Consider the following 12,400-nt stretch of genomic DNA (forward strand, 5'->3'; position numbering starts at 1 on the left):
CCTGGACCAGGGTGCCGGCGGTCGTCGTGTCGCGGGCGGCCTGGTACTCCATTTCGGCATTGAACTCGGCGCCCAGCAGGATCACAATCGCCAGAAGCAGAGCCACGTCATAAAGCCAACCACGGCGCCGAGCGAGCCATACGTCTTAGAATGCGGTGACAGAACGCGGGGCGCAAGGACGAAAGCGCATCACGCCTCAGAGGATCGACAAGATCGGTGGCCTCGGCATGTGCGACCAATTTAGACGGGAAAGGCAAAGAGATTGGATTGAAGCATCTCGAAGCGAGCAGCAGAACAATCGATTAACGAGATAGAACAGTTGAAAGCGGCCGCACTCCCTAACGATGGCGAAGCGCAGTACGCCCTAGGTTATATATAGATGGTACTTGGGGTCGCTCCTGCGCGGTCAAGAAAATACCCAAGAAGCCGCGGCGCCGCTGGCCGACATTCCGATTGATGAGCTTAACTGAAGGAATTCTTCCTGCTACTCTCTTCTACGGGCTTGGCCTACCGCAGGTCAGAATGCGTCAACCAGCGCCAAATTTGGTCAGCTTTCTGCGGTTGAACAACAGGCGAAAGAACGCGGACTGTTAGGGAGCTATCACCTTTTGTGGGCCTTTGAGGTTCGCGCCGGAGTGCCTCTCTTCATGCGTCCTCGGCGCAATTCCGGAAATAGTTGCTGCGGTCGACCAACTCACGAAGCTCGATGGACCGGTACGCTCGGAGCTTTAATGTGCTTAGAAAGAGTGCCCCGCTCGATCTAGTTGATATGCGGCGAACGATCATCGCGTTGCGCTCTCAGCATTCCGACTCTCCTCTTATCACTTCAATCTTAAACCGCTTTTTTGTGAAGGTCGCATTTTTGTCGGAGGTGCGAGATGCGAGGCATGCGGAGCTTTTACGGTCTCAGTTCGCACGCATGCTCGAACGCGTTGAAGAGATCTCAAAGGCTGGCCGACCCGCGCATTAGTATTAAGATCAAGATTTCGTTGCCCGTAAAGAGAGCGGACCAGCATGCTACATGGGCGTGGCGTTGGCTTCAGTCGCTGGCATGAGCTTGCATCGCTACCTTGCGAGGATACATCAGTGCTGAAGTCCATAGCATTGATGTCGCTAATTATGTGAAGACAAAGAACCGGCGCGCCCTTTCAGACCTGCCGCTGCATCGGCGCAAGGTGCTGGACGAACTACAGGCGATCTCCGCCATCAGTCCCGCAATCGCAGTCGAGGACGTTCTTGACAAATTGGCCGTTATCAGAGCTGGGCTTGAGGAGTTTAAGCCCCTGCCCGGCTCTTTGCCGCGAGAACGAGTGGCATTAGCGGTCAATCCTGCCACCCTGTCCCACCGGCGGCCTCAGAGGCCTTTGCGCGTCATACGCTGCCGGTCTACTTCTGATCGTATCTCCGACGATCTGCCGGTAGAGACGAACGAAGCAGAAATCGCTCGGGCGCGCTCACTTCGGTTGAAGATTGAGTTGATCTGGCCTGTCCTCGCGAGCGTGACGCTCGCCGCACCTTTGGCTAAGGCGTAGTGCGCTTCTTTGGCTGCTCCATTAGGGATGGAGGCATAGACGGGGGTCGATCCGCCGTTTTCACCATCCTAATGACAAAAAACAGCGCGTTGCCGATCGCCCAGATCAGCAACCAAGATCCAACGCTCATTTGGAAGTCCCCCGCGCAAATGCGCAGGGGCATTTGATGCTTTCGCATGAGGCGATTTTAGGTGCGTGCGCCGCAGCGAAATGCGAAAAACTGGGCGTGCTACTTTTAACAGCATCCTTGATCTTGGCGGCGTTGTGCATCCCTTTGGCCCTGTACCAGAGGCTGACGGAGGCCACCGTTCAGAGAGAATCATTACCAAATGGGGGGCTCTGGCCTTGGCTGTTAACTGCTTTAGGAGCCTTTGGCTTTCGATACCGATCTGCCTTTTACCAGCAAAGCGTTTGCTTCGAGAATGGACGAAAGCCCTTCGGCGCAGAGAGCGGAAGAATCGATGCTTTGCAAAGGAGGGACAGCGCGGCGGCTATCCATCGTCGTCGAAAACGGGGAGCAACAGTCCCAATATAGGGGAGGCGACATATTCGACAGCTTAGGGGCGTAACATCTCGATCTGGAATGCGATCCTCTGCAGAATGCGAAGGCTCGTGTTGCAGATCGAACCGCCGATGGAGTCAGTAGCCCACCAGGCCCCGCCCTTTCGTCGGAGCCACAGCATCAGAAACTGCTCGAGATACGTGCGCCCTTCGTTGGCTAGCTGGATCGCGCTTCGCAATCTTCTCGACTGCATCGGCCAAATAGTCGGGATGGTGATGGCCATAGGTGTTGAGGAGCACCTTAAGCGACATTCCGAGATAACCTGCTGCCTGCCAAGGATCCGCGCCTCTTTGCATGAGCCAAGTCGCTGCAGTATGTCGAAGCGTTTGAGGGGAGATACCCTGACCAAGCCCTGCAGGCCTTACAGCACTCTTGAATGCTGTTTTGACTGAGCTAACACCTCTTCCGTTGTATTCGACGAAATACTTAGCCTCCGGATCAATCCGATGCCAACGTCGCAGGTGAGCAAGCAGGCGCAAGGGTATCGGAACCGTGGGCTGCCGTTTGTTGGTTTTAGCGCAACCCTGTTTTAGGCGGTAATAGTGCCCGCGTTCTAAATCGACATAGGAGCGACTGATCGCTGCAATCGGAGATGCGGCTGCAATAGCTCCCGCACGGGTCCCGCTATAGATGCCCAGCAAAATGAAACGAGCAAGGTGGCGTAGCGGACGCCTACTTGTCGGGACCTTGACCTCGTCCAGTGACCGGCGCGATCCCTTCTGCATTTCGCGATAGCGCCAGCAGGCCCAAATCAATCTGGCCGCGTCGCTACGCGTCAGCCACTTGTCACGCGGTTGCCCCTTCTCAGGCAGCGATACTCTAACAATTCCCCTATGATATCCTTCGACCGCATGGTGACCGATTGCAGCGCGGAGATCTTCAAGGTCTCGGCGCGCGCCTCCCTTCTTGCCACGCTTCCTCGCATACGAGCGACATGCCTCCCCGTTGAGCTCGCCTAGCATCTTTGCTCCCCACCACTCGTTCAGCCGTTCAATTCGCCTCTTGAATTTGCGAATGTCCGAGACAGTATCTTCGCTTTCGCTATCCACATTGAAACGCTCCCGGAGCTTGTCCAGCTGCGCATCCAAATAAATCGAGAGGAGATCCGCGATCGCAATATCGTCGATGTGGCGGACTCGTCGCTTCGGAAAGCATTTAGAGATTATATGATCCTTCAGCTTTTCTTCCGCACCCGCAATCTGAACTGCAGGGCAGCCTGTGCTGACATCCCGGCCGTTGTCTCTGATGATCCACGTTGCCTGGTGAGTGATCCTTCCGCTCTTATCTCGGCGAGCGGCCCTGAGCTGAAGTCTTGCTCCCTTGCTTCGTTGCGGCATAACTCTCGCATTCGTTCGATATGAGCCAGCGTTGTAAACTCCTTGCCGGCAATTTTTTCAATGACCAATCGGTTACGATCGCGCTCCCGACGCAAACCCGCGACGGTCATGCCACCCAAAGGAAACGCGATCTTCACTGCGTCGCTAAGGCGAAGCGGGGTATAAGGTTCAATATTCGGTCGCGCTCGACGTGTCATCGACGCCCTTGGCGCAGCTGTTAAAGAACGAAACTAGAAATAGAGACGTCTGAGTTGGAGTAAAGTTGTTCCTTTCCCCTATCGCAAGATCGGCGATCTTCTCGCAAAATCGAACAGGCAGACCAATGATCGATAGAGCACGCAGTCCTCTTCTTGTTGCCTGCCGACGGCCTTGATTGTCATCGCACGCTCGTCCCAAGCCCAGGCTGTTTTCGCGGTCGATCGATCTCACGCTGCAGGGCTAAACCCCGCGTCTCCGCATCTTCCTTCTGCGAAAGGTCCTCATTGTGTTTTGGACGTCGGGCCCTCCGAGGCTCGGACGTTCTGGACCGCGTTCCTGCGCAAGCTCGCCCGCCGGGGGGTACCCGGCGTCAAGCTGGTCGTCTCCGATGCTCACGAGGGCATCAAGGCCACCGTGGCCAAGGTGCTCAACGCCACCTGGCAGCGCTGCCGCGTGCACTTCATGCGCGACGCGCTGGCGCATGCCGGCAAGAGCGGGCGGCGCGTCCTCTCCGCCTTCATCGCCACCGCCTTTGCCCAGGACGATGCCAAAGCTGCGAAGACGCAGTGGCGCAAGGTCGCCGACCAGATCCGCCTCAAGCTACCCAAGCTTGCCGGCTTCCTCGACGAGGCCGAGACCGATATGCTGGCCTACATGACGTTCCCGCCGCAGCATCGCACCAAGCTGCACTCGACCGATCCGATCGAGCGTCTCAACGACGAGATCAAGCGGCGCACCGAGGGGGTCGTCATCTTCCCCAACGAAGATGCCATCGTCCGCCTCATCGGCGCGATCCTGCTCGAGCAGAACGTCGCGCAGCGCGCAGCGCGCGGCGCTGGTGGTGATGAATGGGCGGTACAGCGTGCCCGCTACATGACGCTGGAAACCATCGCACCTTTGAGCGATGATCCAACCGTCAGCCTTCCGGCTATCGCCAGCTGACCGACCCGGCTCTTGCCGGCGAACGCGGTGCTTCACCGCCAGTTACACCACGCCCGGGGACACGATCGAGCTCTCATCTCCGCTTAACCGAGTAGCGGCTTGAGCCGACGCTCCCTCGCCCTAAATCCGGCGCCTCGCTCAGCAAGAGACCGCGCGACGGCAACAGCTCCTGCCCCGCTTAGCCAAGTGGATCGCTAAAAGCTACTCACAGGCCCAACCAGCGATGAAGCGTTCTTTCTTTCTTACTGACCTGACGTGGCAAGTTCGCCATAAGGCGCCGGTGGGGGCGCTTAGCCGACCCAAGCTCCGGCCGGGTGCTACGTCGGCGGTCAGCGACCGAACCATCCAAACGACCTGGTCGGTTTTTCAGGTGCCTCCACGGCCTTCGGCTCTACGTCTACTTGCCGTGGAGTGCCGGCGGCTTCTAGATTTTCTGGCTGCGCATCCGTGTCAGTTTCGTGTGGATGTACCTGTTGTGAAGGCGCTCGATTGCGGTTTTGGTCATTTCCCGACGAGCGTCCCAGTTCTGGCGGGCGGCACGAATGACGCCGTCCATCGTAACCTGTGTAGTTTCCGGATTTTCGATTGTAGGTCCGATTTCGGCTACAGTCGCTCGAGCTAACCGCCGGCTCGCCCGGCTCGCGTTTAACGCGACGTGCTGACGGAGCCGATCCCACTCTTTCGGGCGTGCGCGGTTCGCTGTTCTCCGGCGCTACGGTTTCTGACTGCTTTGGGGCAGGCTTCTCTGCCGCAGCGGTGGGCTTCCGCTCTGCGGGTTTTCCCCGTTCTCGTTCGATGAGGTCCTTACATTGAATCGGGAAGACCATTTCTCCAGAAACGGTCATGCCAATCGGCATACAGCCACCCTGCGGCACGGTATCCTTTAATGGTTCCGCTGGAGCTGTGCTTGGATCGACGGTGCCAGTTGTCTGAGCGAGCGCTACACCCCACATCACCGTGAGCAGAACACAACCTGGCGCCGCTGCACGCATCCAAAGACGCGAGCTCACGAATATGAGGTGTACGGAGGACCAGATCAGGATTCGCATTGAGCCGCCGCCTCTTCTCCTAAAAGAACCTGTGTTTGGATTTCGGCGCCACGCTTGCCACGTGCCTTGCCAAGCACCGCATCAGAAGCTTGCGAAGGATTCGACTTAGTCAGCTCACGATCGTTCCATCGTAGCCGCTAGGGTAGACAGGCGCTCATACTTCATCCGTCGCGGGTCACCTGCATTAAAGATGGTGAAATCGATTGAAAATTCGCCGGTTCACGAGAGGGCAACTCGTCTCAGCCGCAAGAGGCTGGCATTGGATGCATCGGGAGTTCCCGGGGACGAATATGTGATGGTTGCGCTGGGAAACGTGAGCCCCTTACCAGAATTCGAATCCTGCCCTCGGCATCGACCGTCCTTGCGCCTCATCGAAGACCCCCTTTTGTCGACGCATGCCTGGATCATTTCGAACTTTTGCTCCAAAAGCCGGTGCTGCTCACGAACATGCGCGGCTATTTGTAAATGCCTCGCACCTCGCTTCCGCAACTGCTCGCTGAGACGAATCGGCGCCAAGTCGGTTAGGCACGTTTGGGTTTGGAACGTTTGTTTAAGTTGCAACCTCCCCGCTCCCGAGCCGCATCGCATTTGTCGCGAACCGACGTTTGGCTCGCGTGGCCATCAGCACGATAGTCCGTGAAACTCGCGATCAACGCGGTAAAGTTGATCAAGATGCTGTCTGATTTCTTCTTACCAACTCGCCCATCCACTGCACTCTGACCGCTTGGGCGCGTTTTGAAAGATTGGGCTCGCGCTCACGCAGCCCTTGCACAACCACGGCTGAACAATTCGGGCAACGCGCTACCATCGCTGTTCCGCTTAGCCGGAACTTCACGGCTACGATCTCGAGGGCCAGCCTACACTCCGGGCATGTTTCGTCGGACCGCGGGCTCGCTTCGGTGGCATTGGTTTGCATATGATTACCCCTAGCTATCCCGTCGATAGAAAACGCGCGGTACCTCCATGGTTCCTAACACGTTGCATTTTTTTCCCGGAATATCGCTCCGCGTTCGCTAGCATCTCCCCTAGAGTTCGAGGGGTATCCGAAATCCCGTTGCTTCCTTTTCCCTTCCTGCCTCTCCGAGGGACAGCACAGTGGCGCCAAGGTCAGGAACAGTGAGGCACCGTTGGGTGGTTTGGAGTTTGGCTATGACGCCGTACGAACGAGTAGGAGCCACCTTAATCAGCGCCCCACGTCGTGTTCGAGCAGATGACGGACTTGGATCATTGCGACCAGGTCCAGGCCCGAAAAGCGGTCACCGATCACGTTTTCGGTCAGATCGCGGCTGGAGAGCTGGACGAAGAGAGACTGGTTATCGGGCTTGACCCACTTAGAGACGCTCGAGCGCACGGTTGGACTACCCGATGAAAATTAAGGCATATGCGGAAGGTCATATAGTCGAGCTGGAGGACGGCTCGCGTTGGCGGATTTTCCCCGGCGATCTCGATATCACCGTTTTATGGAAGCCGGAGACCCATCTCACGGTATCGAAACTAGGTGATGGTACCCCTTCGCATGCGCTAGTCAGCAAAGATGGCCCGGTGCGGGTGATACTCGCTGATGAAAACCGGCTGTGGAAGAGGTAAAGAACAGGCTTTCGGAGGGGTGAGCCGCCCAATCGGAACAGAGGGGGCCAACGCCTAAGTCAATTCCGGAGGGCTAGGAGCCCGCAGGCCCGCCTCGCTCGCTGAGCCGCAAGCGTCCGGTAGGCCGCGGCCTGCCCGATCAGTTGGGCTTTGAAAGCGGGGTCGTCTTCATCGACTGCCAGCAGTTCGAGGTTGATGGCACGGTCAAGTGTTCGCTCTGCGCTCATTGCGGGCGCCAGGTCCGGATCTTCGGGCATGACTAAGTTCGTTGTTGCCTAGGGTGTTTTAACCCGCCTCAGAGGCTACCGTTTCAGGGGAGATACTCGGTCACCTTCAGACCGGCACAGACGAGCATTACCACTCACGGCCTTAATCGCGTCCGATGTCGCTCCCTATCTGGAGCGCCGGCGCGAACGGCGGCGCGTCGACGGTCATCATCGCGGAGAAGCCCCGCGAAGGGGGATGCCGATGATGCCGAGTGTGTTTTCGATACCCCTAGATTGCCGGCGCTATTAGTCCTTGCGCTTGGGACGCAGCAATCCGCGATAGCCGCCGCGCATCAATGCAAGGCCGCCTTGCACGAGACGGATGGTTCGATTGCGCAGGTCGTGCGTTTTCCAGGCGCGATCTGGAATGCGGGCCTTGCCGAACAATGCTTCGGCGACCGCACGGTAAGTGCTGCCGGCCGCGTACGCGTCGAGCGCACGGATAGCCGCGCTTAACCGCTCGCGTCTCTGTCTGGACAGCTCATGAAAGGCAGGTCCCGGCCTGCGCCCCTTCATCGCCCGCCAGAGCCGTCGGGCAGCATAGGCGCGAGCATCAAAATCGCTATCAAGCGGCAACTCCGCCACATAGTTGGCGCCAATCGCTGGCGGCTCTTTCAGCCAGACACGATGCTCCCCTGCGCCGACACGAACGATGGCGTGCCATCCATCGGAAGCGCGCCTCAACTGGCCGGCTGCAAGATCTAGCAGCGGCTGAGGCGTGTCACCGTTGAGGAGCGCCGTGGTCGCTGCGACTGGAATGACAGTCGGCAGAACCTCGGGCGCCCAAAAGATGGCTTGCTCGCCAAAGGACCACTGCGGGTCATGCGCGAAAGCAGATGCCCCATTTCCTCCTGAATTCGGGCGTGACTTCTGCGTCGCGACCGTTTGCGATCATCGCCTTGTAGTCGCGTTGGTAATCGACATTGCGGCGCAGGCATTCCCAGGCGATGTCCGCGATATCAGCTTCTTGTAGGCTCTTGTAAGACTCCGGCGACCGCCAGTCGAATTCAGGCATTGCTTCCGCCCCATTGCACGCAGCTAACAAGGATTGCGGCGCAATAATTCTGGTCGATTTGGTTGTAGGAAGTCCCTACTTTGGCACCACGTGGTGCTCCTGGATGACCACCGATCGGTCGAGGAAAATTGTGCTCTCGACAAGAATAGCGTCGATTAATTTCTTCTATTTGGAGCCAGTTCCGCGCACGAGACGTCCCTGTTCCGTAACCCACTTAGCGCGAGCAAGATGGGTCAGGTATGCGTTGCGCGCGCGATCGGGCTCTCGCTCCGGATCAATATGCAGCACTATTCGAGCGACCTCCCGCCAGTCGGCCCCCTCGCTTTCGGCCTGCAAAAGGCGCGTGTACGTCACGACGTGTTGCTCGTCATAAACCGTCAAAACTCGGTCGCTGGGCGCAGTGCCCGCGACGTCTGGATCGAGTGGCGTCTTCGTCATCAAACTCCATACCTTAGTTTAGACAATTTCTAACACGCCGGCCGGAATGCGTAGAAGCGTCAGATCGGTCGGGGCGTTTTGTAGAGAATACTCCGTGGCGAAATACTCTTCAAGGACATGCCCTCTCGCGTATGGATATACGCGAGGTACTTGCAATCAATTTGCGGAAGCTCCGACACGCTCGCGGCTTGTCGCAGGAGGAATTGGCTGATCGCGCGGAAATTGATCGCACTTATATCAGTGCGCTCGAGCGCAGCGTCTACGCAGCCGGCATTGACGTCGTCGATCGGCTGGCACGCAGCTTAGGAGTTGAGGCGGCCGACCTCTTAACTCGGCCGTCCGGTACAGGCGCCAAGAAGAGGGCGCGCGGACAGACTGAGTAGCCAGCTGAGGCCGAGCGGCTCGATCCGCCGGCAGCGGTCCGCGCGGTCTGACGGGCCTTAAACTGAGAAGCCCCGCCGGGGACCGGACGGGGCCATTTGCGGAGCCTCAGTCGCCGTTCTTGCGCGGGCGCGACCAGATGAGAGCGTAGCCCTCGCCTTGATCGTCGTCGAAGAGGTTGGCGTAGATCGGAGCGTTGACGCTCGGATCGTCGAGCTTGACCAAGAGTCGTCGCGGCCCTCATTGGAGCGCTTCGGCCAGGCGGGCCCCGATTTCGGCGGGACCGACGTAGACCCGGTGGCTCGGCGGGTTGTCGTTGGTCCGGTCAGCCTCGGGGACGATCCGGACGCCCTTGGTTTGGAGGTTCAGGGTGACAATCGCGCCGTGGAATTCCTCGCCGGACTTCTTGAATCAGCCGATCAGCCATATCACTTCTCTTTTTTTCCTGTTCCGAGCCCGCGACCACTGCGGCCTTGATGGCGATCTGAAAGCTGGAGGCGATCGACGCCGCACCCGATTGCGCAGCAGCGCAGCGGATGATGGCGGCGGCAAGACTTGCCTCGCGATGGCGAAGTCGGGGGAAGAAAGTCTTACCGCGGCCATTGCGCTTTAGGGAATCGAGGAGCAGCCGGCCTTCGGCCAGATCACGCCAATGAGAGGCCAGTTGCTCGCGTGCGCCGAACAGCATCTGAGACGTACCAGCGGACGATCGCCTCAAACAAGAAGCCCCGCATTCTCCTCGAAGAAAAAGGAAACCTGGCGTGCAGAAAGCGGATCGTGGAAGACAGCGTGCCGGTCAGCAACCACGGGAGCAGCCTCCCGACGAGGAGCTGCGGTTTGGACGCCGGCTTCTTCGCCGCGGCTTCCTTCGCCGGCTTCTTGCCAGCGATCGGCATCAGCATTTCCTTTTGACCCGTGGCGACCCTACGAGGCTTTTGGACCGGCTTTGAACCGTTGGCTGGCTCCGCGGCACCGATGCTCTTGCGCAGCGCATCCATCAGATCCACGACGTTCTCGCCGCGGCCACGCGCTTTCGCGGCAATAAGTTTGCCCGCGCGCTTTTTGGTTGATGAGATCAACCAGGGCAGTTTCGTACTGGTCTTCGAATTTGTCCCGTTCGAATGGCCCGCCTTCTGATTGACGATGTGCCTGGCGAGATCGGGCATGTCTTGGTCACTTCGGAATCGTGGATATCATCGAAGTACTCCCGGCAGGAACCTGCAACCAGACCGTTATGAGCGGCAGCATTTCGGGTGCATTCGTTGACTTGATCCCGTTTTCGCCCGGTTTCGATCGCGTGCTTGACGGCTCACTCGCACTATTCTGGTGCGAAACTGGTGCGCTTGACGTTGAGGCGAGTGACGTCATTGAACGATGTGTGTGCCAGATCGTAGAGTCCTGCCGCCACCGTTGTCGCATCCGGCCGTGGTTCCGAAGAACAAGTGGCCGTCGCACTCCTCATCTGGCTGGCATCCCACGCCCAAAACTACTTTGACAATCCACCTGCTTCCGCTCGACAATGCTCTCCTCCTAGCGGAGGGCTGGTAGTATGGACTACCGCAAACAGCTTGACGCGCTATGGCCGAGACCGGTCGCTTTGAGGTCGAGCCGCTGGGAAGACGCGGCGATCGTGTGAACCAGATCATATGTTTGGCCAAGCTAGTTGAATAGCGTGCGCCAGACATGAAATGGGAGCCTACGTGACAACCCAGGATGCTTCAGCCGAAAAGCGCTGGTCCGCGCGTGCACTCACCACGGGATTTGCCTTATCGGTCGCCGTCGCTTTGCTGGGCTGGCTCTACGCCCTCATCCGTAGTGCCTCGGCGCTTGTCGGTTGGCTTTTTGGCTAGGCGTCAGCAACAAGCTAAACCAGATTGGTTACGCCGACGATCATTCCTGAAATGGTTCTAAAGCCACTTCCTTCAGCTGCCTCTGGGAAAGCACGAATTTGCCACACGGTAGACGGCAGCCGAAACTGGCATTATCAGGCGCAGCTTTCAACGGCTGATGATCGAGGGACACTTACTATCAATGAGAACTTAACAAAGATGATAGTTTGGCTCATCGATAGTCACGCTTGGGCCAGCCGGGGATTTTGACTAGGGCGAACCGCTCGATGGCCCGAGGGTGGAATGTGTTTTCGCGCACATAGCCTTTCTACCGGAGTTTAATCGCACCACGTTTGGACATTGATTGAAGAACCAAAAGTAAGTGCAATGCCGGGCACGGCGAAGTCGCTACTCGCCACCTACCAACCTATGCTTAGGGTTCTAGAAGAGAAGTTTGCTGGCGATATCCCACACCGTTGTCGATATGAGATATAGCCAACCTAAGGATGTTACAATTGCTGAGATCGCCCAAAGTATAGCAAACAGGCCCTGACGCCATTGATCTGACCGCGGGAGCGCCAGTTGGGCGCTTTGTTCGCATGAACGCAAAGGAGTTGAAGGCGCCTTGGAGATCAATTCTGAAGCTCGCTATTTGCTAATTCTGCGTAGGCAGATTTAGCGATGTTAAGTCTTGACGAATTTCGACGCCCTATCGAACTGAGCAAACAGCTGGTTTTGAAATCTCCTCTACCTTCGCGTCGAAAGTAAGTCGCAAGAGGTAGTTCGTCATGCTTCTCGTTTTCCAGTACGTGTTATATTTTCCCATCGTGCGCAGGACGGATATGAATTTTGATCTAAGCAAGTGCCGTCACGGGGCAGTTTCCCTCGGAACATGTCAACGGCTTGATTATGGTTTGGGAGGCCGGGACTCGTCACAGAGTACCGCAGTATGTAACTCAAAAATTGAGCCGTAGATTTCGGTTGTTTGTTACCAACGCAATTTCTAAGAGAATGGGCAGTCTTTCTGCGAGGGGTGAACTTCGAACCGACAACGGAAAGGTGCGACGGCTGGCTGAAATGGCATAATTATTGCTGGTCGAAGGCTGTTTGAGGATACTAAATTTAGAATACCCAATTGCGAGTCTGTAGCGTAGTTAGAAACATTGGCGTGCGCAACGGTGCCTTCGGCGCCGACAAATTCGGCTTAAAGAATCTCAAGCAGGTTCACTGGAACCTCGGTGCGCCGCAACTCTATCAATACTCG

The 12,400-nt window shown here is 57.5% G+C and carries 9 protein-coding genes and 5 pseudogenes; 6 read left to right on the forward strand and 8 right to left on the reverse strand.

Annotated elements, in window-relative coordinates; genetic code table 11:
- Positions 1-19: 19 nt before the first annotated feature.
- Positions 20-153: pseudogene (locus IVB48_RS12195) on the reverse strand (YhjD/YihY/BrkB family envelope integrity protein); the annotation flags it as partial.
- Positions 154-462: 309 nt separating this feature from the next.
- On the opposite strand from IVB48_RS12195, the pseudogene IVB48_RS41335 reads away from it, so the two are divergent.
- Together IVB48_RS41335 and IVB48_RS12200 are read left to right on the forward strand one after the other, a co-directional pair.
- A pseudogene (locus IVB48_RS41335) lies at positions 463-529 on the forward strand (PilZ domain-containing protein); the annotation flags it as partial.
- A gap of 541 nt (positions 530-1,070) precedes the next feature.
- Entirely contained in the window at positions 1,071-1,532 is a 462-nt protein-coding gene (locus IVB48_RS12200; protein WP_247400124.1) for a hypothetical protein, read from the forward strand.
- Positions 1,533-2,171: 639 nt separating this feature from the next.
- Here the strand turns inward: IVB48_RS12200 and IVB48_RS12205 are convergent.
- The gene (locus IVB48_RS12205; RefSeq protein WP_247400125.1) at positions 2,172-3,431 is read right to left on the reverse strand and encodes a tyrosine-type recombinase/integrase; all 1,260 of its coding nucleotides are present in this window, start codon (positions 3,429-3,431) and stop codon (positions 2,172-2,174) included.
- A gap of 489 nt (positions 3,432-3,920) precedes the next feature.
- Here IVB48_RS12205 and IVB48_RS12210 point away from each other — a divergent pair.
- Positions 3,921-4,571: pseudogene (locus tag IVB48_RS12210) on the forward strand (transposase); the annotation flags it as partial.
- A gap of 2,232 nt (positions 4,572-6,803) precedes the next feature.
- Here the strand turns inward: IVB48_RS12210 and IVB48_RS12215 are convergent.
- Positions 6,804-6,971, reverse strand: coding sequence for a hypothetical protein (locus IVB48_RS12215; protein WP_247400126.1), 168 nt, complete (start codon positions 6,969-6,971; stop codon positions 6,804-6,806).
- A gap of 14 nt (positions 6,972-6,985) precedes the next feature.
- Here IVB48_RS12215 and IVB48_RS12220 point away from each other — a divergent pair, with 14 nt between their 5' ends.
- Complete coding sequence (locus IVB48_RS12220; RefSeq protein WP_247400127.1) at positions 6,986-7,207, forward strand: hypothetical protein; 222 nt, start codon at positions 6,986-6,988, stop codon at positions 7,205-7,207.
- Positions 7,208-7,719: 512 nt separating this feature from the next.
- Here the strand turns inward: IVB48_RS12220 and IVB48_RS12225 are convergent.
- From IVB48_RS12225 to IVB48_RS12235, 3 genes are all read right to left on the reverse strand, one after another.
- Positions 7,720-8,157 (reverse strand): DUF2285 domain-containing protein, encoded by a 438-nt coding sequence (locus IVB48_RS12225; protein ID WP_346658982.1) that lies wholly within the window; start codon positions 8,155-8,157, stop codon positions 7,720-7,722.
- 136 nt (positions 8,158-8,293) lie between these two features.
- A complete protein-coding gene (locus tag IVB48_RS12230; RefSeq protein ID WP_247400128.1) occupies positions 8,294-8,488 on the reverse strand; it encodes a DUF6499 domain-containing protein in 195 nt (64 codons plus the stop codon).
- 165 nt (positions 8,489-8,653) lie between these two features.
- A complete protein-coding gene (locus tag IVB48_RS12235; RefSeq protein WP_247400129.1) occupies positions 8,654-8,926 on the reverse strand; it encodes a DUF2285 domain-containing protein in 273 nt (90 codons plus the stop codon).
- Between the two features lie 131 nt (positions 8,927-9,057).
- Between IVB48_RS12235 and IVB48_RS12240 the strand changes: the two genes are divergently transcribed.
- On the forward strand, positions 9,058-9,309 hold the full coding sequence (locus IVB48_RS12240) for a helix-turn-helix transcriptional regulator (RefSeq protein ID WP_247400130.1): 252 nt from the start codon (positions 9,058-9,060) through the stop codon (positions 9,307-9,309).
- A 106-nt stretch (positions 9,310-9,415) separates the two neighbouring features.
- Here the strand turns inward: IVB48_RS12240 and IVB48_RS12245 are convergent.
- Positions 9,416-9,685: pseudogene (locus IVB48_RS12245) on the reverse strand (DUF736 family protein).
- On the opposite strand from IVB48_RS12245, the gene IVB48_RS12250 reads away from it, so the two are divergent.
- Entirely contained in the window at positions 9,678-9,920 is a 243-nt protein-coding gene (locus IVB48_RS12250; RefSeq protein WP_247400131.1) for a hypothetical protein, read from the forward strand. The pseudogene IVB48_RS12245 and the gene IVB48_RS12250 overlap by 8 nt on opposite strands.
- A gap of 217 nt (positions 9,921-10,137) precedes the next feature.
- On the opposite strand, the pseudogene IVB48_RS12255 reads toward IVB48_RS12250, so the two are convergent.
- Positions 10,138-10,514, reverse strand: a pseudogene (locus IVB48_RS12255) (Ku protein); the annotation flags it as partial.
- Positions 10,515-12,400: the final 1,886 nt, after the last annotated feature.

It is taken from the genome of Bradyrhizobium sp. 76, assembly GCF_023073025.1.
Taxonomy (GTDB): Bacteria; Pseudomonadota; Alphaproteobacteria; order Rhizobiales; family Xanthobacteraceae; genus Bradyrhizobium.